This is a genomic window from Viridibacillus arvi (genome assembly GCF_001274945.1).
Classification (GTDB): domain Bacteria; phylum Bacillota; class Bacilli; order Bacillales_A; family Planococcaceae; genus Viridibacillus; species Viridibacillus arvi.
This window is the reverse complement of sequence record NZ_LILB01000001.1, coordinates 971781-994505: the sequence shown is the minus strand read 5'-3', so window position 1 is coordinate 994505 and position 22725 is coordinate 971781. Positions and strand designations below refer to the sequence as shown.

General features: G+C 35.2%; 26 protein-coding genes and 2 pseudogenes. 16 read left to right on the top strand and 12 right to left on the bottom strand.

All coding sequences use genetic code 11. The annotated features are described in order from the left end of the window. Positions 1-49 precede the first annotated feature (49 nt). From AMD00_RS04700 to AMD00_RS04690, 3 genes are all read left to right on the top strand, one after another. Positions 50-505 carry an HIT family protein gene (locus AMD00_RS04700; protein ID WP_053415908.1) on the top strand — a complete coding sequence of 152 codons (456 nt, stop codon included), beginning with the start codon at positions 50-52 and terminating at the stop codon, positions 503-505. Next, positions 498-1316: a protein phosphatase 2C domain-containing protein gene (locus AMD00_RS04695; protein ID WP_053415907.1), complete on the top strand. Its 819-nt coding sequence runs from the start codon at positions 498-500 to the stop codon at positions 1314-1316. The genes AMD00_RS04700 and AMD00_RS04695 overlap by 8 nt, the downstream gene beginning before the upstream one ends. Before the next feature lie 165 nt (positions 1317-1481). After that, entirely contained in the window at positions 1482-1841 is a 360-nt protein-coding gene (locus AMD00_RS04690) for a VOC family protein (RefSeq protein WP_053415906.1), read from the top strand. 132 nt (positions 1842-1973) lie between these two features. On the opposite strand, the gene AMD00_RS04685 is transcribed toward AMD00_RS04690, so the two are convergent. The 3 genes from AMD00_RS04685 to AMD00_RS04675 all read right to left on the bottom strand — a co-directional run bounded on the left by AMD00_RS04685 (position 1974) and on the right by AMD00_RS04675 (position 3114). Then, the gene (locus AMD00_RS04685; RefSeq protein WP_053415905.1) at positions 1974-2351 is read right to left on the bottom strand and encodes a hypothetical protein; all 378 of its coding nucleotides are present in this window, start codon (positions 2349-2351) and stop codon (positions 1974-1976) included. Positions 2352-2418: 67 nt separating this feature from the next. Next, complete coding sequence (locus AMD00_RS04680; RefSeq protein WP_053415904.1) at positions 2419-2628, bottom strand: helix-turn-helix domain-containing protein; 210 nt, start codon at positions 2626-2628, stop codon at positions 2419-2421. Positions 2629-2637: 9 nt separating this feature from the next. After that, on the bottom strand, positions 2638-3114 hold the full coding sequence (locus AMD00_RS04675; protein WP_053415903.1) for a DUF2975 domain-containing protein: 477 nt from the start codon (positions 3112-3114) through the stop codon (positions 2638-2640). A gap of 494 nt (positions 3115-3608) precedes the next feature. Between AMD00_RS04675 and AMD00_RS04670 the strand changes: the two genes are divergently transcribed. From AMD00_RS04670 to AMD00_RS04660, 3 genes are read left to right on the top strand one after another with little or no spacing between them, the layout of a single operon-like run. Next, positions 3609-5348, top strand: coding sequence for a methyl-accepting chemotaxis protein (locus AMD00_RS04670; protein WP_053415902.1), 1740 nt, complete (start codon positions 3609-3611; stop codon positions 5346-5348). Continuing rightward, entirely contained in the window at positions 5349-6104 is a 756-nt protein-coding gene (locus tag AMD00_RS04665) for an SDR family NAD(P)-dependent oxidoreductase (protein ID WP_245639440.1), read from the top strand. A 27-nt stretch (positions 6105-6131) separates the two neighbouring features. Beyond that, positions 6132-7634: a sodium:solute symporter family protein gene (locus AMD00_RS04660; RefSeq protein WP_245639479.1), complete on the top strand. Its 1503-nt coding sequence runs from the start codon at positions 6132-6134 to the stop codon at positions 7632-7634. 167 nt (positions 7635-7801) lie between these two features. On the opposite strand, the gene AMD00_RS04655 is transcribed toward AMD00_RS04660, so the two are convergent. Continuing rightward, entirely contained in the window at positions 7802-8650 is an 849-nt protein-coding gene (locus AMD00_RS04655; RefSeq protein ID WP_053415900.1) for a DegV family protein, read from the bottom strand. Positions 8651-9057: 407 nt separating this feature from the next. Between AMD00_RS04655 and AMD00_RS04650 the strand changes: the two genes are divergently transcribed. Continuing rightward, positions 9058-9828: a class I SAM-dependent methyltransferase gene (locus AMD00_RS04650; protein ID WP_053415899.1), complete on the top strand. Its 771-nt coding sequence runs from the start codon at positions 9058-9060 to the stop codon at positions 9826-9828. Positions 9829-10090: 262 nt separating this feature from the next. After that, positions 10091-10336 carry a hypothetical protein gene (locus tag AMD00_RS04645; RefSeq protein WP_169786313.1) on the top strand — a complete coding sequence of 82 codons (246 nt, stop codon included), beginning with the start codon at positions 10091-10093 and terminating at the stop codon, positions 10334-10336. 401 nt (positions 10337-10737) lie between these two features. On the opposite strand, the gene AMD00_RS23885 is transcribed toward AMD00_RS04645, so the two are convergent. Then, on the bottom strand, positions 10738-10923 hold the full coding sequence (locus AMD00_RS23885; protein WP_169786280.1) for a hypothetical protein: 186 nt from the start codon (positions 10921-10923) through the stop codon (positions 10738-10740). A 100-nt stretch (positions 10924-11023) separates the two neighbouring features. Between AMD00_RS23885 and AMD00_RS04640 the strand changes: the two genes are divergently transcribed. The 4 genes from AMD00_RS04640 (at position 11024) to AMD00_RS04625 (ending at position 16399) form a co-directional block, all read left to right on the top strand. Then, complete coding sequence (locus tag AMD00_RS04640) at positions 11024-12199, top strand: alpha/beta hydrolase (RefSeq protein ID WP_245639439.1); 1176 nt, start codon at positions 11024-11026, stop codon at positions 12197-12199. A 388-nt stretch (positions 12200-12587) separates the two neighbouring features. Further along, positions 12588-14306, top strand: a complete 1719-nt coding sequence (locus AMD00_RS04635) for an alpha-keto acid decarboxylase family protein (RefSeq protein WP_053415897.1) — start codon at positions 12588-12590, stop codon at positions 14304-14306. A 586-nt stretch (positions 14307-14892) separates the two neighbouring features. After that, a complete protein-coding gene (locus tag AMD00_RS04630; RefSeq protein ID WP_053415896.1) occupies positions 14893-15429 on the top strand; it encodes an RNA polymerase sigma factor in 537 nt (178 codons plus the stop codon). Continuing rightward, entirely contained in the window at positions 15395-16399 is a 1005-nt protein-coding gene (locus tag AMD00_RS04625) for an anti sigma factor C-terminal domain-containing protein (protein WP_053415895.1), read from the top strand. The genes AMD00_RS04630 and AMD00_RS04625 overlap by 35 nt, the downstream gene beginning before the upstream one ends. Positions 16400-16554: 155 nt before the next feature. Here AMD00_RS04625 and AMD00_RS23880 read toward each other — a convergent pair. Both AMD00_RS23880 and AMD00_RS04620 read right to left on the bottom strand, forming a co-directional pair. Next, positions 16555-16737, bottom strand: a pseudogene (locus AMD00_RS23880) (helix-turn-helix domain-containing protein); the annotation flags it as partial. Between the two features lie 15 nt (positions 16738-16752). Next, positions 16753-17316 (bottom strand): DUF2975 domain-containing protein, encoded by a 564-nt coding sequence (locus AMD00_RS04620; RefSeq protein ID WP_053415894.1) that lies wholly within the window; start codon positions 17314-17316, stop codon positions 16753-16755. 339 nt (positions 17317-17655) lie between these two features. Here AMD00_RS04620 and AMD00_RS04615 point away from each other — a divergent pair, with 339 nt between their 5' ends. Together AMD00_RS04615 and AMD00_RS04610 are read left to right on the top strand one after the other, a co-directional pair. Continuing rightward, positions 17656-18060, top strand: coding sequence for a hypothetical protein (locus AMD00_RS04615; protein ID WP_053415893.1), 405 nt, complete (start codon positions 17656-17658; stop codon positions 18058-18060). A 112-nt stretch (positions 18061-18172) separates the two neighbouring features. Continuing rightward, positions 18173-18931: an alpha/beta fold hydrolase gene (locus AMD00_RS04610; RefSeq protein ID WP_053415892.1), complete on the top strand. Its 759-nt coding sequence runs from the start codon at positions 18173-18175 to the stop codon at positions 18929-18931. Positions 18932-18933: 2 nt separating this feature from the next. On the opposite strand, the pseudogene AMD00_RS23125 reads toward AMD00_RS04610, so the two are convergent. Together AMD00_RS23125 and AMD00_RS22770 are read right to left on the bottom strand one after the other, a co-directional pair. Beyond that, positions 18934-19072: pseudogene (locus AMD00_RS23125) on the bottom strand (IS110 family transposase); the annotation flags it as partial. A 362-nt stretch (positions 19073-19434) separates the two neighbouring features. Next, positions 19435-19548, bottom strand: coding sequence for a YjcZ family sporulation protein (locus AMD00_RS22770; RefSeq protein ID WP_083446108.1), 114 nt, complete (start codon positions 19546-19548; stop codon positions 19435-19437). Positions 19549-20085: 537 nt separating this feature from the next. Here AMD00_RS22770 and AMD00_RS04605 point away from each other — a divergent pair. Then, complete coding sequence (locus AMD00_RS04605) at positions 20086-20484, top strand: hypothetical protein (RefSeq protein WP_053415891.1); 399 nt, start codon at positions 20086-20088, stop codon at positions 20482-20484. Between the two features lie 268 nt (positions 20485-20752). On the opposite strand, the gene AMD00_RS04600 is transcribed toward AMD00_RS04605, so the two are convergent. From AMD00_RS04600 to AMD00_RS04590, 3 genes are read right to left on the bottom strand one after another with little or no spacing between them, the layout of a single operon-like run. Beyond that, positions 20753-21034, bottom strand: coding sequence for a hypothetical protein (locus AMD00_RS04600; protein WP_053416785.1), 282 nt, complete (start codon positions 21032-21034; stop codon positions 20753-20755). 10 nt (positions 21035-21044) lie between these two features. Continuing rightward, entirely contained in the window at positions 21045-21434 is a 390-nt protein-coding gene (locus tag AMD00_RS04595) for an SHOCT-like domain-containing protein (protein ID WP_053415890.1), read from the bottom strand. A 12-nt stretch (positions 21435-21446) separates the two neighbouring features. After that, positions 21447-21812, bottom strand: coding sequence for a DUF2089 domain-containing protein (locus AMD00_RS04590; RefSeq protein WP_053415889.1), 366 nt, complete (start codon positions 21810-21812; stop codon positions 21447-21449). 328 nt (positions 21813-22140) lie between these two features. Between AMD00_RS04590 and AMD00_RS04585 the strand changes: the two genes are divergently transcribed. Beyond that, entirely contained in the window at positions 22141-22575 is a 435-nt protein-coding gene (locus AMD00_RS04585; RefSeq protein WP_053415888.1) for an NUDIX hydrolase, read from the top strand. Positions 22576-22725 lie beyond the last annotated feature (150 nt).

Sequence of the window (22725 nt, the reverse complement as noted above, 5' to 3'; positions counted from 1 at the left end):
ATTTATAAATGGGATATTTATAAAATAAATTTAAATAGGGGTGATTTTCATGAATCAAGATTGTTTTATTTGTAGTAAACATAAAGGAGAGATTCTTACTGCTGGAACTAATATTTATGAAGATGAATATATCTACGTAGGGCATATTGATAAAGGATCTAGCCCAACGTATCTTGGTCATATTATGATTGACTTAAAGAGACATACACCTGAAATAGGGGATATGACTGCTGATGAAGCAAAAGCATTTGGTTTAATAATGACTAGAGTTAGTAAAGCTTTAATGGAAGTTGAAGGAGCAGAACATATCTATTCGATGGTTTCTGGCAACTCAGTATCACATCTACATATGCATATCGTTCCACGTTACCCGAATACACCTATAAAATACTGGAGTCCAATGGAGTTAAACGAATGGGCAGAGGCTCCAAAAGGTATAGGTAATGAAATAACTGAAGTTTGTTTGCGTATTAAAGAATACTTAGAGGTGACGCCTTATGATTAACTATGATAATTCAGAAATAACCTGGGTAGGTAGCCAAAAAAACTATGTTGACGAGCCTAATATTGAAAAGATTAACGATATTGTAGTTGGAAGATTCGGTGGGAATTCATCTGCAGGTCAGTATAAAAACGAAGATGGTTGCTTAATTTGGGTAAGTGATGAGATGGATTGGGAATTCGTTATGATTTTGGATGCCCATAATTCAGCGGAGAGTGCAGAGCTAATAATAAAACAGTTCGAGCAAGAAAAGTTACGAATTCAAAAAGTCTTGAATTTATCTGTTAGTATCGCTTTGAAGAAGATGGATGCACTTATTTTAGAAATATTTCAGCAACCTAAATTCTTATCAAATTGTCGCAAAGTACAAGGGGAAACAGCCTGTCTCATCGTTATTCGAAAAGACAAATTTCTATGGTGGTTCTCGGTTGGTGATTGCATTGTACATTTGTTTAATGAAGAACTTCTTGAAATGGGAGAATGTCAGTTAAATCAGCGTAGTTTTTATGAATGGATAGGGCAAGTGAATACGTTTGAATTAGATGTACCATGTTTCAGCACAGGTAAAAAAGAATTGAGACAAGGCGTCAATCATCTATTTCTTACAACTGATGGATTAACTGAATGCCCAGGCGTAGATTTTCAAGATCCACTAATGATTAACAAGCAATTTAAAGATATATCAATTGAAGCAGGTGTATGGCAGTTATTAAAAGAAATAAAACAACACCAAGTTAGGGATAGTACAACTATTGTTACTTGGAAAATTAAAGTTCACAAGCAGGCTAGTTTACCAAGCAATTTGAAAAGTTAGATCCAGTTGTAAATTGAGAAATGAAATCTATCATACAAAAATACTTTAAATGTCGTTTAACTTTAAGGAATGATGAATGAAATTGTATAAATCACCATTATGCAAAAAGGATATTTTCATCAATATCCAGAAGTAATAGTTAACGCAATTAAAGGAGGAAGAATCATGAGCCAAGTCTGTGTAATCAGCATTTATGTACCAAGTATTAAGGAAGCAATTCGCTTTTATACTACTGTTTTAGGATTTGAGGTAAACAAACAATATGGGCCTAACATTGTAACACTCGTTCACGGAGAATTACCGATAGTCTTAGAGGAATCAGAAGAGTCTACATACAGTCCTGATAGCAATAATACAGGAGTTGTATTAGCTTTAAAAACAGAGGACATTCATCAAACAGTTAAAACTTTAAAAGAACATAATGTAGATTTCATCGTAGATGAGCCTAGTGATTGCCCTCCAGGGAAATTTATTAGCTTCCGAGATCCTTTTGGGAATGTCTTAGAGTATTTACAATTTGATTAAAAGTAGTTTGTAACATCCATTTCATCATAAAAGATTCCTCTACATTTTGAACAAAGAATGATTAAAAAGTAGAGGGATTATTTATTAATACATCAACTTTTTATAAAAAAGATAGATAAATACTTAAAACCTTTAGGATAACTGCTTTTTATGTTTAAGATTTTTAAATTTTTTATCATAGGTAGCTCTATTAATTAAATGACTTCTCCATTGCTCTTCTTTTTCAATCTCACCATTTTCTAAGAGACTTTGAAGAACAATTTTATAGTTGGGACTATAAGGATACTCTTCATCCATACATAATTCCAAAGCTTGTTCAAAGTAAGCATTTGCCCTATTTAACTCTTTTAAATTTCTATATAGTAACCCTAAATAAATATATCCGCTACCAATTTCTAACTTAGAAAAAGGTTGTTCTACTGCCTTTTCCATTATTTCAATTGCTTTTTTCCTAAAACGAAAAACCTCATATCTAAAAGCTTTCTTTACATATGAATCATATTTTTTCAATGTCATCGCCCTCAAACTTTAAAATTTATCAAAATTACATCAACTCTTTTTTAATTGTCCACAGAATTTAATTTTCATTTCTATATTCTATAATATCCCCGGGTTGGCAGTCTAAAGCTTTACAAATACCTTCTAAAGTTGAGAATCTAATTGCTTTTGCCTTGCCATTCTTAAGAACCGAAAGATTTGCCATCGTTATACCGACTCTCTCCGAAAGTTCAGTTACACTCATTTTCCTTTTTGCTAATAACACATCTATATTGATTATGATCGCCATTTAATCACCTCAAATTGTCAAATCATTCTCTGATTTTATCTCTATTGCACTTTTAAGAAGTTCCTGAAGGACTGCCGTAAAGAGTGAAATAACAATTGTAGCAAAAATAATTACAAATCCTATAAGTGCGATTCCTGGGTGTAAAGCATTTTGTGAAAAGAGGGAAATTAAACCAATTATATATAGGGTAATTATTGTGAATGCACAAGTTTTAATATTTCCTAAAGAAGTAACAGCTAGATGTGAAAAAGCATTTTCACTTTCAATGTAGTTTAAAAGTTTTAATGCTTGATACAAAGCAAGAAAAAAAGGTATAGCTGTGATGTACAAACCTAAAAGAATAGGCAATCTAAGATATGAAAATTCTGGATTCATCTCTGCTGCATCTCTTGCCAAGTTAGGTAACAAAAATACGCTTAGCACAAGGATTGTTAATCCAATCATAAAAATTGTCATCTTTAAACCAAGTTTTGTTCTTTTTTTCATAAAGCACCTCGCTTCTTATTGTTATTTATATAATATGTGAAAATTTATCGATTATCAATATAATTTTACTAAACAACGATAAATACATTCATTATTCAGAATAACAAGAAAATACAAATGTAGCATTCAGGAAGATAAAATAATTATAATATTGATTGAATATTACTACTATTAACAGAGTGTGACTATATGCATATTTATAATATTAATAATTAGTTAATTTAGCGTAAAGGATATAAAAATCTATGATTCTAATAACATCTTTCATTGCCAACTATTACAATTCATGATATATTTTTTTGAGGATAATTGGAAACTGGAAAATTGGTATTGCACTAGTCATGAGCCTAAAGTGGGGTTGTTATGGCAACCAAGTTGTTAAAAAAATGCTAGATTAGTCTCTATTCTAGTTTTTTATTTTGTCTATTTCGTTAAGGGATAGTTTTATTAGTTATTATAGAAATATAAAAATAAAAAGGAGGGAATTACTTATTATGCGTTATTTTAAAAATTTTTCTTTAAAGAACAAGTTGTTATTAACAGTTTCTATTATTGTTTTAACTCTTTTTACTGTTATAACGATACAAAGTATTACGCAATTACATACTGAGTTAGAAAAAAATCTAGAACAAGAATTAAAAAGTGTAGGTTTGTTGACATCAAAAAACCTGGCTCCTAATAATGTGGAAAACTTACTTACAGTTAAGGGGAATGATGATCCACAGTTTAAAGAAATTCAAAGCAACTTGGATGATATAAAAGATAAACAAGGTGTTATGTATTGGAGCTACATATGGAAGATGGAGCCTGAAGGTGTTACTACTATCGGCTATACAGAAAATTTAGAAGAAGTGTACAATGCTGGCGAATTGTTTACTGATATTGCGCCAATTCATTTGAAAACTGCAAAGCTTGCAATTAAAAATGATCAACCAGAGGTAACGGAAATTTTCGAAGATCCATACGGTACATGGAGAACTGTTTTTAGTCCATTGAAAGACGGAAATGGAAAGACGATTGCAGTAATAGGTATAGATTATTCTGCAGATTATATTCAAACGATTATTACTAAAAGTGTAACAAAACAAATAATCACAGCTATCATCGGACTTGTCATTTTACTATTTGTACTTTATTTCACTATCGATCGCCTACTTAAACCATTAAACAAAGCAGTTACTGTTGCAGATCAAGTGGCAAATGGTGATTTAAAAGATGTAGAGCTTGAGACTACTAATGACGAAGTAGGAAAACTGTCTCAGTCAATAAAAACAATGGTTACGAACTTACAGCATGTCATATTGAATATTAAAAATACATCAAATCAAGTTGCTTCATCTGCCACACAATTAACTGCCAATGCGTCAGAATCGTATAAGAACTCTACTAATGTATCTAACGAGATGGACCGAATGGCACGAAATGCAGAAACGGCGTTGATAATGACTGAAGAAACAGCCACAGCGATGGAAGAATCAGCTGAAGGAATACAACGAATTGCAGAATCAGCATATACCGTTTCTGAATCATCTAACCTTACTTCAAATGCAGCTAAGCAAGGGAATGAAGTCATTCAACAAGTAATTGGTCAGATGAATTTAATTAATGAATCCGTAAATCAAATGGATGAAACTATTAAAGGTTTGAATAGTAACTCTACTAAAATCAGCGGCATCGTAAACTTCATCACTGACATAGCTGATCAAACAAACTTATTGGCATTAAACGCTGCCATTGAAGCTGCTAGAGCAGGTGAGCACGGTAAAGGATTTGCGGTAGTTGCCGATGAGGTTAAGAAATTAGCAGAACAATCGTCTCACTTCGCAGGAGAAATTTATAAGATTATTAATGAGATACAAGTGGATTCGAATGCATCTGTAACGGTTATGGAAAAAGGAAAAGAAAATGTGAAAGTTGGATTGGATTATACGACACAAGCAGGAGCGATATTTAAAGAAATACTCAATTCTGCAAAACATGTAGCAGAACAAATTCAGGAAATATCTGCTGCGTCACAACAAATATCTGCTTCTTCGGAAGAAGTGGCAGCGACAGTCAATAATTTGAAAGCATCATCACAACAATCGGCTGAATTTTCTTTAAGTGTTTCCAAGTTAACTGATGAGCAATTATTAGCTATGCAGGAAGTACGAGAAGCATCTGCCTCATTAGGACAAACAGCTGAGGAATTGCAAGCACTTATTACTAAATTTGAATTAGAGGATGACAAATAAATGATGGACTTAAAACTTTCAGGTAAAAATGTTCTAGTTACAGGTTCAAGCATGGGTATAGGGCGAGCAATCGCACTAGCCTTTGCTGAACAAGGTGCTAATGTATTGATTAACTATGTCGGAGACGATCAAAAGGCAGAGACAGTTCGTTTGCTAGCAGCGGAACACGGTGTAAAAGCATTAAAATACAATGCGGATGTATCAGATTCTAGCCAAGTAAGAGATATGTTTCAATACATGGATACTCAACTAGGTGAAATTGATATTCTTGTTAACAATGCGGGGATTGCGCAAAATGCACCCATTACAGAGATGACAGATGAGCAATGGGACAAGATGATAAAAGTACACCTTTACGGTACTTTCTACAATTGCCGTGAAGCAGCCACAAGAATGAAGGCAAAAGCTAAAGGTAAAATTATCAACATTTCTTCTGATTTAGCAAGCTTAGGTTGTGAAGAATTTACACATTATTCAGCTGCAAAAGGCGGTATTAGTGCTTTCACAAAATCTTTAGCAAGAGAATTAGCACCAAATATTACTGTCAATGCTGTAGCTCCAGGTGGAACACTTACAGACATTCTACTAGCCTTCGGTGACAATTATATCGAAGATGAGTCAGCAAAATATCCGTTAAAGAGATTAGCACAACCAGAAGAAATCGCCAAAAGTGTCTTATTTTTAGCTTCAGAAAATGCGGATTTTTATACGGGGCAAATACTAGGACCTAATGGCGGAGGCGTCATGAACGGATAATGAACTAGTTGAGGAGTATTGGGATTGATGAATATTGTCGTATTTTGTTTATATTTAGTGTTTATTTATTATATTGGTTTTAAAGGCTACAAACGTGTTAAAACAGCAGAAGATTTAATTGTAGCAAGCTGGAGCATGCCCTTATCAGTTGTAACAGGTAGTTTAATAGCTGCATTATTGGCAGCACCATTCTTCTTTGCAGCGGTTGGTTCAGGCTATACAAGTGGTGGCTTTGAAGGATCAGCAACTATGGGTGGTCTAGGTACATGTATGATTTTAGGAGCTCTAATCTGGACTAAACCTCTTAGAAGATTAAGAGGATGGACATTAGCAGATTACTACGGATTAAGATATGGTAGTAAAAAATTAGGTGCGTACACTGGTATAGTAATGGCCATAGCATTTGGTGTTTTCAATGCGGGCGCTCTAACTGTAGGGGGTACTTATATTATTCAAACCCTTTTACAAATCGATTTCTTACCAGCAGCATTATTGTTTGTTTCTTTAACAGCTCTATATTCTGTTATTGGTGGTTTATGGGCTGTAGCCTATACAGAAATCGTACAGGGCGCATTAGCGATTGCTGGGATTATAGGAATAACTGTATTTATCATATTCTACTACCCTGACATTACATTTAACCCTGAATGGTGGAATGTAAATGAATTGTTTAATAGAGGCGGAGTAGAATTCTGGACTCTTTATTTAGTATTAGCACTTGGTGATATTCCAGCGGTAGACTTAGGGCAACGAGTTGCAGCGGCAAAAAGTCCACGTGTAGCTCAACTAAGTATGATTATTGCAGGTTCTGTTATTATTGCTATCAGTTGGATTCCTGGTATGTTAGGAGAAGCGTTTAAAACAATTTATCCAAACAGCTCAAATCCTGAAACACTGATGTTAGCATTTGCTCAAGGCTATTTCCCACCACTGTTATCAGCGATTTTCTTAACTGCAATGGCAGCAATGGGGATGTCAACAGTAGCAGCATGTTACGTAGCAACATCAGGTATTATTACGAAAAACGTATATTTAGATTTCATTAATAAAAATCCTGATCCAAAAAAATTATTAATTTTCTCAAGAATTATGATTCTAGTAAGTGCTGTATTAGGTTTAATATTAGCTATTAGTGCACAAAAAGTAATTGATTTAGCATATCTAGCTTGGGATATTGTGTTTGTAACGATATTCTGGCCAATTGTTTTAGGACCATTCTGGAAGCGTGTGAGTACGCCTGCCGTATGGGCGAGTATATCTATTGGCCTTGTATATTATATTGTTACGTCACTTACTCATGTACCTGGGCCGAAAATTGAATCGGATGGTTTTATTGGTTTATTGAATGAGCTTTGGTTCATGCCAGGTTTCTCTGGAGTAGTGATTTCTGGGATTACAATTGTCGTTATCAGTCTCATAATCCCCCCTACACAACATGTTCTTGATATGCATAAAATCGAGAAAGATAAATCACTTGATGAAGTAGGAAGTAAAGAAGAATTAAAAAGCTTTAATTCAACAAATAACTAACGGTCAGAGATGGTAGCAGGGCATGCGTATGAGCATGTCCTGTTTTTTAATTAATTCTTGTTTGTATACTGATCGAGTACATCGACTATTTTTCTAGTAAAAAGTAAAAAAAGACCTTTGTTAGCATCTAAATTGCAATGCTAAACAAAGATCTCATTCATTTATTTTTAACATTTCACCCAGCTAAGTCCAGTCGTACCTTCACCAGCATGTACGCCAACACATGCACTAAGTGGTAAGACTAACACTTTAAGCTCAGGAAATTCTTGTAATAGTTCATCTCTCCAGCTTTGAGCATCCTTGTCATTGTTACAATTGATAACGGCGACTTCATTGATATCTGCGTTCTTCATATCATTTCTAAGTAAATCTGTCACGTATTTTTTCGCTCTTTTATCTGCTCTTACTTTTTCTTTCATAACCACTTTCCCGTTATCAAATGAAATAACCACTTTTATATTTAATAAATTACTTAAGAATGCTTTAGTACCTGATACACGTCCACTTTTATGCAGTTGATCTAAGCTAGATGGAATGAAAGATAGCTCAGCATTTTCTGTCATTTTTTCAATATGAGCAATAACTTCCTCTATGTCGTGCCCCTTATCAACCAGTGTAATTCCATCTTTAATCATTTTACCCATTGGATATGAGCCGATCTTCGAATCAATTGAGTAAACTTTAAAATTCGCCAATTGTGAAGCAGTTTGTGAGCTTTGGTATGTTCCTGATAGATCACTTGAAGTATGCACGGCCACCGCACAGTCATAGCCTTCAGCCTTTAATTTTTTGTAAAGCTCGACCATTTCACCAATAGCTGGCTGTGATGTTTTTGGATGTACTTTAGCAGTGCGAAGTTTGTCATAAAATTCATCATGTGTCATATCAACTGTTTCTCTGAAAGCGCCTTCAGAGAAAACTATGTTTAAAGGCAAAACATGAACTTTATACTTTTCTATAAATGTCTCGTTTAGCAGTGCAGCTGTATCAGTAACCCAAGCAATCTTCTTAGTCATTTTAATATTTTCCCCTTTAGATGTAATGTAATGGCGTGTACGTTCGCAAGAAAAGGTGGAACAAACCATCTATAAACGTTAATGTACAACAGGTAAGGAACAAGTTGAAAGTGATATATGTCATATTGAGTCGAAATTTCGGTTATTGTGACATAATTTGAACATAAATTACTTTACGGAAAAATAATTTACTAGTGAAAATTATATTCATATAAGGAGAGAGTGTGTCTAATAGAGTGTAGTTTTGTGAAATGAATTGGATATTTATGTTAATATTATTGTGAAGAGTGAGAAGAAATGTATATATAATAACGGGTTATTTTAGTTTAACAACAAGGTGTTTTTGGAAAGTTAGTCGAAGAATTTGTTATATGTGTAATTAGGTTTTAGAAAAGGGGGAAATTTATATGACTTTAGATATTTTCGAAAAAAATTTAGAAAAGTACACCGATCCTGTAAAATATGATGAATTGTATAATCACTATCAGGAAGATTTAGCAATTATTCTAGAGTGTGCCCAAGACAGTAATCAACCAATTATTGAATTGGCTTGTGGAACAGGTCGTTTGACGATTCCAATGGCAAGAAAAGGATTTAGAATGTATGGAATAGATATTCATACTGGTATGTTAAATCATGCTAAACGTAAGTCTGAAACAGAAAATTTAAATATTCAGTTTATGCAGCAGGATTGCACAAAATTAAATTTACCTATCAATTCACCACTGATTTATATGACAGGAAATTCTTTTCAGCACTTTTTAACAAATGAGAGTCAAGATGATTTGTTTACTTCGGTTAAAAAACACTTACAATCAAAAGGATCTTTTATCTTCGACACACGGAATCCAATTTTGAAAGAACTAGCCAATGTTGAAGAAACGGTTGAACGAAAAACAATTAACAATAAACAAATTGTTAATGAAAAACATCTTGAAGTATATGACCATAATACACAAATTTTGCATTGTACAACTACAAGTGAAATTATTGAAAATGGTACTTTGATTATTACAAATAAAGACTCTATATTGTTACGCTATACATTTCCTTTGGAATTAGAGAGACTTCTTAAATCTAATGGTTTTGAATTAGTCGAGCTTTATGGGTCGTGGAAAAAAACAAGATTTAATAAAGATAGTGTTTCTATGGTAGTTCACTGCCGTCTCAAAGATTAAGGTAACATGCTTTAATACATTTTCTTATTCAACAAACGGTGCATAAAGTAGTTGTAGGAGGTGATGAATCGAATGAATAGACTTTTTTTAATATTATTAACATCTATGATTCTTGTAGGTTGTACTTAGAGTGCCGAAGAAGAAGCGAGTTCAATGTATTTGGATGGGAAAATCATTGTTGATAATAAAGAATATAATTTAATACATGGATATTATACATATACGGATGAAACAGGCAAAAAAATTAGATCCTTTCTCCCCAATGAAATCAGCAAATAGTTTCGGCACATTAATAGTTGAAAAGAATAGTGAAATAAAAATTGAACTGGATAAAAAAGCTACTTTTATAACTGTGATTCAATTGAATGAAGACGGTAAAGTTGAAGAAGTCCCATTAAACGGAAACGTATTAACAGTCCCTGCTGAAGAAGGATACTATGTATATGAAGTTGTAGGAAAATGGAAAAATGGTGAAACTACTTTGGTATTTGATATTGATGTTAATTAGAAATTTGTGAAGTATTGAACTTAAACTAACTGGTGCTTTACTGCAACAAGGGTAGAACACCTTTTTTTATTCAAGTAACGGGGGTTAGTTCAATAAATGCATATATTTTGAACTAACCCCACTTATAGAAGTGGGAGATTCCTGCGAACTGAAGACCAACGTTTAGATTTCTTAGCAGGCTATACTCGTAGTCCCTTCGATGATTAAAGAATAGGCATCTACCTAACACTTTTCGATCTAAAATCGCATATTGTAGACTGTGCATGATATTAACCTATTCTTTAATGTTTAATGAGTTACCTGAGAAAACTATTTGGAAAGTAGGAGGAGAACATGTACGAACAATATCTAAAGCACTTTTGGTATTATGAATACCCATTTAGTTTTATGGAACCAACACTTCAAATATATGCACCATCCGGAGTATCCCCAACGTATGCAGCACCAGTGAATGCCTCGATGTATGCACCATCCGGAGTATCCCCAACATATGCAGCACCAGTGAATTCCCAGATGTATGCACTATCCAGAGTATCTCCAGTGTATACAGCAACAGTAAATGCTCCGATATATGCACCATCAGACAAAAAGGGAATTGATACACAACAGGCTCATTCAACAACAAGTCAAAAGGGAGTTTTTGACACGAATTTTTTTTTCAAAGATACATCATTTAATTTCGAAACGTTGCGTGCAGTTGGATTTGCGGTTGACAACGGTGCTGATCTTAACGAAGTGCTCTTGACCGTTGCTGCAATCCCTGAGGGTGATGAAGAAGCATGGATGAAGGAGTGGAAAGCTACCGCAGACCGTATTTATGAACGAGGCAAATATTCTTTCGAGCATGGTGACAAGATCAGTGCACGGGAGGCGTTCTTGCGCGCTTCGGCCTACTATCGCAGCGCTGAATTTTACCGTCGCAAGGATCCTATATACGATTCGCACGTTCCCGAGCTGTTCGGTCTTTCTCGCGAAGCGTTTGTGAAGGCGGGCAAACTGCTGGATGGCCCCTTTGAGGAAATCTCTATCCCTTACGGCAAAGATAAGCTCCCCGGATACCTGCTCCTAGTGGACGACAGCGGGAAACCCCGGCCGACTCTCATTTACACCAATGGATTTGACTCGACGACAGAGGAAGGCTACTATGTCATTGGCGCAGCTGCGTTGCGGCGCGGTTTCAACGTGATCTTGTATGACGGTCCTGGTACGGGTCGCATGATCCGAGAGAAGAAAGTGCCCTTCCGTCCGGACTGGGAAGCAGTGCTCGGTCCTGTTATGGATTACGCTGAGACACTTCCTGAGGTCGACAAGTCCAAAATTGTGCTGTTTGGGTATAGCATGGGCGGATATCTGTGCGCTCGGACAGCAGCCTTTGATCATCGTCCGGCAGCGATCGTGCTCGACGATGGTATGACGAGCTTTTTCGCAACGTATCCTCCACTTCCGAAATTCCTCGTTGATTGGATCAAAGCCGGATTCGATGAGCAGGCGATCCCCGTACTCGAATGGATGAAGAAAGACGACACCTACACTCGCTGGGCTCTACAGAATGGTGTGTGGGTGTTTGGCACTTCGAATGAACCGGAATACATCCGTAAGAGCGAGCAGTTTGCCCTCACCACCGAAGACATGCACAATATCAAGTCACCCGCACTAATTCTTGAGGGAGAGAACGACCTTGTGTTCAAGGGGCAGGCAAGCGAGCTTGCGTCCGAGCTAAAAGCTCCGTATAAGCATGTCGTGATGAAGAACGCTGATGGTGCAGGCGAGCACTGCCATATGGGCGCAATGCGTCTGCTTCATCAGACCATCTTCGACTGGCTCCACACGACCATGGGGATTGATTCAAATGCTTCCCATTGAATTTGACAGTAGCGTTATTTCTATCTCTTAGAAAATTAGTATTAAAGTGACAACTCTATTGAAATATAAACATATTGATATTTTACTAACGAGGCAACGGGTATGTAGTTGAAGATAATAAGCTAATTCGCTTCTCAAAGGAGCTATTGGTGAATAAAACTTAGATTTTTATTGTTACATTTTAGTGTAATTAAGTATCTTACATCAAAAATTAAACAAGTATAACCCCGTCCTAAATTTTGAACGGGGTTATGCTTGTTTGAGATTTTGGAATTAAATAATTTTATTATCATCTTACCGCTAATCGCTCCGCACGCGGAATAGCCTGTTCAATAAAAGGGTACTTTAAAAGAGAGAATCTTAAAAACGAATAAGGAGTGAGAGAGCGATGGATAACAAGATGACTGTGGGCAGTTCTAGCACGCAAACCGGAACGCCTCAAAAAACGGTTGGCCAGTATTTGTTCGATTGCCTGAAGCTTGAGGGTATTACCGAAATTTTCGGCGTCGCAGGGGACTATAATTTTACACTGCTTGATACTTTGGAGAGGTATAACGGCATCCGGTTTATAAGTGGACGAAATGAACTAAACTCGGGTTATGCCGCAGATGGCTACGCAAGAATTAAAGGCATTTCGGCTCTTATTACGACCTTCGGGGTCGGGGAGCTCAGCGCCTGCAATGCGATAGCGGGAGCCAACAGCGAGAATGTGCCTATAATTCACATTGTGGGTGCGCCCCCTGATAAGGATCAAAAGGAGCACAAGCTGATGCATCACACCCTAATGGATGGAAATTTTGATGTCTTCCGCAAAGTGTATGAGCATATTGCGGTTTATACCGCGGTAATCACACCGGAAAACGCCAAGATTGAAATTCCGGCTGCGATTCGCATTTCAAAGGAAAAGAAAAAGCCGGTATACCTGGTTGTTGCCGATGATTTAGTGACCAAGCAGATCACGTCCCGTGAAGAGCCGATACCACCGCTTCCAATGTCCAACTTAAAAACTCTTCAGGCAGCGGCAGATCATGTTCGTCAGCTGCTGGAGCGTGCCCACCGGCCGGTCATTTTGGTGGACGTTAAAACGATGCATTTCGGCCTTCAGACAGCAGTTCGGCAGCTAGCCGACGTCATGAACGTGCCTGTTGTAACGATGATGTTCGGGAAGGGAGCATTCGACGAAACCCATCAAAATTATATAGGAATGTATCTAGGCTCTTTCGGAAGTTCCGAAGTCCAAAGCATAGTAGAAAATGCAGACTGTATCATTGCGGTCGGCATGGTATGGGCTGACACCAACACCGCAAATTTTACCGCTAAGCTGAACCCTCTGGTGACTGTCAATATTCAACCGGATATGGTCAAGGTCGCTGAGGCGGAATATCCGAATGTTCTGGCATCCGACATGCTTCAAGCAGTGCAGAAAGCGGGTTACAAAGGCAAAGGGGTGGTGGGGAAATTGTCATTTCCTTACGATCATGTCACAGCTAGTCACGACGAACCTCTAATGGCGGCAGGCTATTATCCTCGATTTCAGCGCATGCTGAAAGAGAGCGATATTGTGATCGCCGAGACCGGGACGTTCTACAATGGAATGGCGGAGGTGAGACTGCCAAGCAATGTAACATATATTGGACAAGGTGGCTGGGAGTCCATTGGTTATGCCACACCATCGGCCTTCGGTGCCAGTATCGCCGCGCCGGAACGCCGGGTGCTACTGTTTACGGGTGACGGCTCCCTTCAGCTTACAGTCCAAGAAATCAGTTCCATGCTTTATTACGGCTGCAAGCCCATAATCTTTGTCTTGAACAACGATGGTTATACGATAGAGAAATATTTGAATATCCAAACAGATAATCAAAAGTACAACCAAATCCCTCGATGGTCTTACACCAAGCTAGCTGAAGCCTTTGGTGGCAACGCGTTTACCGTTACGGTTCGGACCTATGGAGAACTTGATCAGGCTATAACCCAAGCTGAAAAGGAACGTGCCGAAAGACTCTGTATCATTGAAATGATCGCCGGGAATCCGATGGACGCCCCCGAATATATGCAACGGATGCGTAGTTATATGGAGAAACAGGAGATACAGCGTAGCCAGAAATAGTCATCGAATAACAGGAGTGTTCCTGAAAAAATCGATCTGATCTTCAACAATTGGGGCTCTTCTTGAATAAAAAGACGCCATTTTGTAATGGGACAACATTCATTTAAATTGTGAAGAGTGGGACTTAAAAACCTACATCGGAAAGAGACTTTATTAATTTAAATTCTTCGAGTTGTGCCGCCAATTGATCAATTTCACACTCTAACGTAGAAAGTTGTTGGCGGTACGTTTGAAGTAAATCAATATACATATTCAGACTGATGAGAAGACTTTGGGAAAGTGTTGGATGAAATGGGTTGCATTATGCAGCAACGATTAATAACTCAGCTCTTTCATACGCTCACTTATACGAACGTAATCTACAATGCTCATCTTTTGTCGTAGCACACTTTGAAATTATAAATTTCCGAAGACGAAAGTAGATTGTTTTAATAAAAATGACATTAAGTTAAACAGCGAATTATCATATTTTAGTATGATTCTAATGGATCATGCTTTTTATTTTGTAAATTTTTTAGAAAAATTTCATTTTAAGTGTTAACTTTTTTCGTTGTTAATGGTCTTATAACTGAAAAGGAGGGGAGTAATGAGTGGGCATGATGAACTGTACATAGTTTTGCAAGAAAAAACAGCAACCATTTTTAAGTATTTAATTAAAAATGGCGCAAATCCTCGAGATGCTGAAGATATTATCCAAGAATCCATCTATAAATTTATTTTAAATATTGAATCAGTTGATCCAAACAAAGCGTATAGTTGGCTATTTCGAGTATCAATTAATCATTATTATGATTTGTGTCGCAAACAAAAAAGGGAAGTGAATATATCTTTTGACCACTTTGAGCTTGTAGACGATTCACTTTTACCAGAAGACTATGTTCAACAAATTGAGATGAAAAAAGAAATTGAAGAAATACTGAATCAACTCACTCCCTTACATAAGCAATTAATCTTATTGAAATATGTACTTGGATTAAGTTACGAAGAGATTTCTGAGATGTTGGATTTAAATTTAGGAACATTGAAAACCTATTTATTCCGTGCAAGAAAATCTTTTAAAGACATATATCGAAAGGAGAACGAAAAATATGACAGAAAATATAAAAGAACAGGAATTAAATGATTTTTTTGATGGAAAGTCAACAAGTACTATTTCAAAGGTTGTAAAAAAAGCAAAGAGAAAAACGATTCTTAGAAATATGGGTATCTCTTTATTTGTCATAGTTTTCTTGTTAATTACTTTAAGTTTGTCTTGGCTTTTTATTATAAGGGGAAGTCAAGAAAAGGCGATGCGTGATATCGAATTATTTAGCAGAATTACTAATCCCAATATTGAGTTATTAGAGAGTCAAAACGAATCAAATGGTGTATTTGAAGGGATTTTAACGTTTAATCGATACAAAGAGATTGAAGGGATTCCAGTAGATTGGAGTAATCATGTTGTTAGGTATAGTCTGTTTGGAGGGATGAGTCGTTTCAAACGTACTGAAATACAGATTAAAGATAAAGAAGATGGACTTGATAGGAATTATGACCGTGAGACAAAGCAAAGAATGATGAATTTTTATCATCCAGATGTATCCTACAGCCAAATTCGTAATGATCTAAATACCTTGAATAATTTTAAAGATGATACTTTTATCGAATTGGGGGTTTCATTTAACCAAAAATATACACCGGATGAAGTTCGTGAACTAATTCCAGAGAATATAACACTTAAATGGTACTGGGTAGATACTTATTCACGTGAAGATATTAAATCATTAAACACACACATAACCAAGTATAAACCTACGTTCCCAGAATTAGCTACTGAAATTTACGGGTTTAGTGAAGACCCTACCGATTCCTCTATGAGTGAGAAGCGTTTTATTGATGATGTACAATCGGGCTTAAATTATGAAGATGGAAAATACTTTGGGGAATTTAATCGTATATATAACAATTTAAAAGGTGAATCTGCAAACCTAGCTGCTGAAAATATTGAGATAATAGGTGCTGTGGTAACAGGAACACCGAAAGAATTAGCTGAATTAAATGATATGGATATGATACGGGCAACTGTACTAGGCGTAACGGTAAAACCATATTGAAAATAGATTGTTATAACCATAGTATGTGAAGAATTGTACTTAAATTAATGGGGCTTTAGTAGAAGATCTTTGAGCTGTTTAGAGTACTTAGAGGATAGTTGGGATATAAAACATATTGCGGAATAGTTAAAAACAGACATATAACAATTGTTTTGTTGTATGTCTGTTTTTTCTCCGTATTCGATTATATTACCAGGCTGACAATTTAATGTCTGGCAGATTTTTTCTAATGTGGCTAAGCGAATACCACGTGCTTTACCTGTTTTTAGTATTGATAAGTTAACTTGGGTAATTCCAATTTTTTCTGCTAACGCTTTGAAGAAATTATTCTTTCTAGCATTGCTCGATCTAGATTAATTTTTTTCATTAGGAGTTTCCATCTTAATCACGTTGTTAAAATCATCTTGTAAAGATATGCCGTATTTAAAAACCACATAAAGCATATAAACGATGGATAACAAAAGAATGTTTCCTATTAAACTTGGCCAAGAATATGGAAAAATAACACTGACATTGTATGCATGTACTTGCGCAAATAACAGCTTACTAATGAAGTTCAAAACGGTAAAGCTAGTGATCGAGATTAAGATTAGTTTTAGGTATGTAAGATTTCGAGAAACAAAGAAGTGTTGTTTGTGAATATTACCAATTATTTTATGTAGTGCGTACATAATTACAAACAAACAAGCAATGATTGCTAGCGCGACTAAGCAAGAAAGTACTAAAAACCATACTGATAGGTTTGTGTTTGAGTTTAAATCTGTATACTGTAGCAATTGTTTTTTGACTCCGTTTGGTACTAACAATAAAGCTCCAGACGCAAATAATAGCATTAATCCAGCAAACGCACATAAAACTTGAGCAATTAGCGACATAATTGATAAAAATTTTAGAACGGTCTTGGTAAAAAAATTCATTAGAAACCGCCTCCTTTTATTACATATTATTCTAAAGAAGTAAAATATTATAGTCAAACATTAATATTTTTAATAATTTTTTCAAGGAGATTCCTGCGTTTAGCTTTAAAATTTAGTTAGATTAAAACAATTTAAAAGTTTGGTGGTGTTCAAAATGAAAGATGGGCGACTGGAAAGAAATCTTCCATAACTATAGAAATTGATAATAGTCGTAAGAATAGAAGTGTTGATTCAACATAGCTTCATTTTTTTATTCGACTAACAGGCAGAGTAGTTCAATGAGAAAATATAATTTTGAATGATTATCAACAGTTCAATAAATTGAGAGGGGACTTAAGTTTGATTGATTATTTTGAACGTAAAATTAGATTAAGGGACTTTGAAGTGTGGGATGTTAAAATTGGGGGCCAACATTATGCTTTAGCCATTTTAGATGAATTTCGATCTGCCACATTGGATGATTTTGAAAATCCAGATTTAATTTATGAAGAAGATGACCAGCGTGCAAACTATGTCTCTGCTACATATTTCTCTGATAAACCTGTTAAAGATGAACATAGAGAAATACTAGGGGAATTTGCACGGATGCTTACAGATCACTTAGCATTGGCACATTGTGAAGTAATTATAAAGATTTATCAAGAGAACCCTGAAAAAGCGATTGAACTAATGATGATAACGAAATACGGCTTCAAAGAATCAGATATACCTTTAGATAAGTTATTGCATTTTAATCAAGAGTAGAGACCTTAAGCTCTTGGGGGCTTTACCAAAAGATTACTGAGCTGCATAGACGGCTCTTTTTTTATTGTGGAAATACTAATGTAAAGCTTATAATTTAATTGGGTGATTAAAAGTGACTATTCAACACAAAAAGATAATCGATTTCTATGATAGTCGTAGATTGTTCAATAAATATCAACGTAAAAATACACCTAGCGTAATTTTTATTGCAGGGTTAGGCGATAGCCATGAAACATGGAAAAAGGTCCAAGACCGAATATCGGATGAAATGTCAACCTTGTCCTATGATAGGGCGGGTATTGGCAGGAGTCAAGACTTAGCAGTACCGCGGACTTGCTGTGATCTTGTCGAGGAGCTCTCCGAATTGTTGCAAGCGCTTGACGTGGAGAAGCCTTATATATTGGTAGGACATTCCTTTGGTGGATTGGTCGCCAGATTGTTTACCAGTCTCTATCCACTGGATATCTGTGGTTTGGTTTTGGTTGACGCTGCACCGGAATATAAAGAACTTGCCTATGAAAAGGCTCTACCAGAAAATCTACTTGCAGGAAATAGGGAATATTTCGAGAATCCTATGTTGAATAGTGAGAAGATTGATAAAATACAGAGTTATAAGCAAATTGTTGATCATTCAAGACAAAGTGACATCCCTCTCTCAATTATTACAAGAGGTTTACCCGATAATGGTGAAGAGGGATGGCCCTCTCAAGAAATATTAGAAATTGAACAAAGCCTACAAGCAGAATTCCAATGTCTGTCAACGTCAAGTAAGTTCAGGATTGCTAGTCGAAGTGGACATTATATACATCATGATGAGCCTGATATTGTGATAGAAGAGATTTTATTAATGTTAAAGGGGATGGAAAAGTGAGCGATATAAGCTTGAAATTGTAGCTTTGTTTGAACCATAATTTTCGTCATATTTTCGTGTTGCCTTGTCAGATGCCGAAGGTTTAAATGCTTAATCCCACGCTTTTTTTTGAGGATCTAAATCCTCTTTGTAATACAGTTCTAATACGAACGGATGCTTTAGTTCAATGAGGCTCATGAAAATAATCGAACTCTTTTATATATATCCTATTAATAGTTAGAAAGATTTACGCCGTTTTAATCAAGCTTTTTTCTAAAGCTAAATAAAGAGAGTGAGGGAGTGTTATCTATTCCTCGCTCTCTTTATTTGATTTAAGGTAAAAATTTATATGTTGAATGAATATCTGAAATAATATGTGCAGTAAATGAGGAAAGCAACTATTAAAAGGGTCACTTGGTAGCAAGTGACCCTCGTCGAGAGAAAAGGGATGTGTAAGGCTAAATTTCCTTAACCTTAACATTACAATTATTATTATGGGTTAGCTACAAGAAAGAGGCTGTAGTTTAATACATGAAGCTAGCGCCAACAATAATTAGAAGAATGAATAGGACAACGATTAAAGCAAATGATGAATTGTTTCGTCTGCCATAGTCGTTACCATAGTTTTGATATCCCATAATAAATCCCCTCCTTTCTAAACCTATAATATGTATTGTTATAGAAAGGAGAGGTGACATTCATCTAATCAATCATTAAATTATTCATTTTGAACAACGTTAAAGAGCCTTACTAAATAAAATGTAGCTAGGTTTTTATATTTTCAAATCAAAATTAAATCCCTATATTATCACCTTACAAGTTAATGTGGAAAATTTATCTACGGTAAAATTCAAGACTTTCAGATAGCAGGCATTGTTTGTCTTTATCGAATTTTATCTGTGTAGGTAATAAAGGATTAAACACATTACGACATACATCGTAAAAACTAAATCCGTCTAATTGACCCTTCAAATCTTTTGTAGTAATGAATTAATCAAAGCATTTATTTTATTGAAAAAAGTAAGGGGACAGGCTTAACTGTTATTCAACTAAAAGGCAGTTTAGTTCAATAAAGTGTTTGTTTTTTGGGGGGCTCTGTTTACTTAAATCTTTGATATATAATAAGTAGCATAAAGTTAAAAAGTTGGTCGATAAAATAAGTAAGGTAGGATTTAATGATTGCATTTTCTTTAGGATTTTTATTTAAAATAATTGGGTCATTAGGGGCATTAACTGTAATTCAGATTTTCTCTAAAAAACGCGACCATAAAGATTTCAAAAAAGTAATAATTACAGCTTGGTTGGTGTTTTTGATCAGTTCATTTTTGATTGTTGTGAGTTCTCTTGACTTAATTGCACTTATGAGTGGAAATATAAAAGAATCTGTAGGGGTATGCCAAGTATATGTGCCAGAGCCTACAGCAAAAGGTTCTGAAGGATTAGAGATAGTAATAGACAGTTTAAGGCTTTCGGGAGGTGTAAATGATTTTCCTTACGTTAAAGAAGGTACTTACGAGTGCAATGTAAAATATTTACCATATTCTAAAATAGTTATTGAATTTGTAAAGGAATAATTGATTTACTCTAATTGGAAATCAGCGTATTCGAAGTTTATTATTTTGAATATGGAATCAACAATACAGTTAAACAGAACTTATTTAATAAAAAGACATCTAACTAAACTTGCTAACCCCGTACTAAATTTAGAACGGGGTTATACTTGTTTAAGCTATTAAAATCAAATAACTTTATTGTCTTTTTACAATTCTCTCGGAATTGTAAGCGAGAAATTAAGCTTTTACTTCAAAAGGTCAGTAAGTAGTCGGTGTATTCTATAATAAATTATAGTCTAACCTTAACCTCAGTACCGTCATTAGCTTTGACATCTACTAGCACGATCCCTTTATAATTTTTCAGTTCCTTGACGATAGGCTTTAGCATTTTTTTGTCTATTTGTGGAAAGGTAAAGTCCAGTTTTTTTCTTTCGAAGTGCTCTTTTGTCCATTTGTTAATATTTTTTTGTAAAAAATTTGAAGACAAAATTGAAATAACAATGTTTAAAATAGCATATGGAATTGGGATGGTAAACCGAACACCTTTTGCTTTCACTTTTACGTGCATCATAAGCAAATCACTAATCAATGAAGACCGAAACGGTATCCCCGTTTGCCGATTTAATATCAACAATTTGGCCATCTAATTCGTTTTCGATTGCTTCAATAATAAGGTTTATGTCTATATCTTTAATGTATTTTTCCGATTGAGGTATACTCGCTGCAATGCTGTGTCCAGCCATTAATACTACCTTGACAAGTTTTATAGGTAAATTGACCGTGACATTATCATTTTCGGTTGATACAACACGAACTTTTAATGTTTTATCTAAATATTTAGTAGGTTTTTCAAAAAGCTTATTACCTGTTTCTTCTTTATCTTTTAATACTTGAATCAGTTCTGATCCCTTATCTACATCAATCTTACCTTCTTGAACCATTGTTAACACTCTTGTAATTTCCTCTTTCATGATAAATTCCTCCTATTCCTCTTTTAAGAGTTTAATGGCTTCTTCTGGTGTAATTTCGCCATTTTCCAACATGGTGACAACTTTTTTTTCATCTACATCATTTTTCTTCTTCTGCACATATCCAAGGGAAGAAATGATGTCTGTTAGCTTGCCTCGAACCGTCGGATAAGAAATCCCAAGTTCCTTTTCAACTTCTTTGATATTCCCTCTGCATATTAAAAATACTTCCACAAAATGAAGCTGATCCTTTGATAAGGATGCTATTTTAGATAATTCAAACTCATTTTCAATCGTAGTGTGACAATGAGAGCAATGCAATTTTGTAATTTTCAATGTTTCACTGCAGACCGGACAATTTGTGATTACTTTATAAGCCATAATGCAATCCCTTCCTTTTAGATAATTCGATTATATAACAAGAAATTAAAAAAATAAATAATGAAATTAAATTTATTGATGTGTAAAATCAATAATGTTAATTGTTCGATTAATATTATTGATTAATCGTTTTCGTTATTCATTCAAATACTATATTTACTATATGAACTTGTAGGCATTCCCCTTGGTTAAATTTAGACTTTGAGATGCTGGAAGAAGGTTACTTTTAGATTGGTGTCGAAGTACTTCATTAAACAAGGAAGGCAATTTTTTGGATTAAGAAATAATGTTATACATATGAAGTAGGTAATATAAAAGGGGGGATCATGTGTATCCAAGGGCAAATACTTTAGGGATAATAATAAACAATAATAAAATTCTTTTAGAAGAACAAGAGGGGAAACATTCAAAAGGAACAGGTACATATTATCGACCAATTGGTGGGACAATTGAACTTGGTGAGAAGTCTAGTGAAACTATTATAAGAGAATACAGTGAAGAAATAGCAGTGGGCATAGAGATTAAACGCTATATTGCCTGTCTAGAAAACATCTTTAGAATAGACGAAAATATAGGTCACGAAATAACTCAGGTGTACTTGGTGGAATTTATAGATCAAACGCTATACCAAAAAGAAAGTTTTAAAGTTGTAGAAGGGAGTAAAACTACATTCACGAAATGGATTTCTTTAGAGGAAATTAGTGATGGGAAGAAAATACTTTATCCCAATGGTCTAATAGAATTATTGCAGAAAAATATTTAACTTTCTTCTTGAACTAACTGGCGCTTTAGCAGAAGATCTTTGAGCTGTTCAGACAGCTCTTTCTTACCTCCAGGTCAAGTACTTTTGAAAGAATTTTATTGGAATAGATGATTTTGATTTAGGTGGTAGGGGTACCCCTACCACCTAAAT

Bases quoted from the DNA above. Each gene is read 5' to 3' on its own strand.
- AMD00_RS04630 (WP_053415896.1), top strand. From the start codon at position 14,893: ATGAGTGGGCATGATGAACTGTACATAGTTTTGCAAGAAAAAACAGCA.
- AMD00_RS04625 (WP_053415895.1), top strand. From the start codon at position 15,395: ATGACAGAAAATATAAAAGAACAGGAATTAAATGATTTTTTTGATGGA.
- AMD00_RS04595 (WP_053415890.1), bottom strand. From the start codon at position 21,434: ATGAAAGAGGAAATTACAAGAGTGTTAACAATGGTTCAAGAAGGTAAG.
- AMD00_RS04635 (WP_053415897.1), top strand. From the start codon at position 12,588: ATGGATAACAAGATGACTGTGGGCAGTTCTAGCACGCAAACCGGAACG.
- AMD00_RS04670 (WP_053415902.1), top strand. From the start codon at position 3,609: ATGCGTTATTTTAAAAATTTTTCTTTAAAGAACAAGTTGTTATTAACA.
- AMD00_RS04695 (WP_053415907.1), top strand. From the start codon at position 498: ATGATTAACTATGATAATTCAGAAATAACCTGGGTAGGTAGCCAAAAA.
- AMD00_RS04680 (WP_053415904.1), bottom strand. From the start codon at position 2,628: ATGGCGATCATAATCAATATAGATGTGTTATTAGCAAAAAGGAAAATG.
- AMD00_RS04690 (WP_053415906.1), top strand. From the start codon at position 1,482: ATGAGCCAAGTCTGTGTAATCAGCATTTATGTACCAAGTATTAAGGAA.
- AMD00_RS04600 (WP_053416785.1), bottom strand. From the start codon at position 21,034: ATGATGCACGTAAAAGTGAAAGCAAAAGGTGTTCGGTTTACCATCCCA.
- AMD00_RS04620 (WP_053415894.1), bottom strand. From the start codon at position 17,316: ATGAATTTTTTTACCAAGACCGTTCTAAAATTTTTATCAATTATGTCG.
- AMD00_RS04605 (WP_053415891.1), top strand. From the start codon at position 20,086: ATGATTGCATTTTCTTTAGGATTTTTATTTAAAATAATTGGGTCATTA.
- AMD00_RS04645 (WP_169786313.1), top strand. From the start codon at position 10,091: ATGAAATCAGCAAATAGTTTCGGCACATTAATAGTTGAAAAGAATAGT.
- AMD00_RS04655 (WP_053415900.1), bottom strand. From the start codon at position 8,650: ATGACTAAGAAGATTGCTTGGGTTACTGATACAGCTGCACTGCTAAAC.
- AMD00_RS04700 (WP_053415908.1), top strand. From the start codon at position 50: ATGAATCAAGATTGTTTTATTTGTAGTAAACATAAAGGAGAGATTCTT.
- AMD00_RS04660 (WP_245639479.1), top strand. From the start codon at position 6,132: ATGAATATTGTCGTATTTTGTTTATATTTAGTGTTTATTTATTATATT.
- AMD00_RS22770 (WP_083446108.1), bottom strand. From the start codon at position 19,548: ATGGGATATCAAAACTATGGTAACGACTATGGCAGACGAAACAATTCA.
- AMD00_RS04650 (WP_053415899.1), top strand. From the start codon at position 9,058: ATGACTTTAGATATTTTCGAAAAAAATTTAGAAAAGTACACCGATCCT.
- AMD00_RS04675 (WP_053415903.1), bottom strand. From the start codon at position 3,114: ATGAAAAAAAGAACAAAACTTGGTTTAAAGATGACAATTTTTATGATT.
- AMD00_RS04665 (WP_245639440.1), top strand. From the start codon at position 5,349: ATGATGGACTTAAAACTTTCAGGTAAAAATGTTCTAGTTACAGGTTCA.
- AMD00_RS04590 (WP_053415889.1), bottom strand. From the start codon at position 21,812: ATGGCTTATAAAGTAATCACAAATTGTCCGGTCTGCAGTGAAACATTG.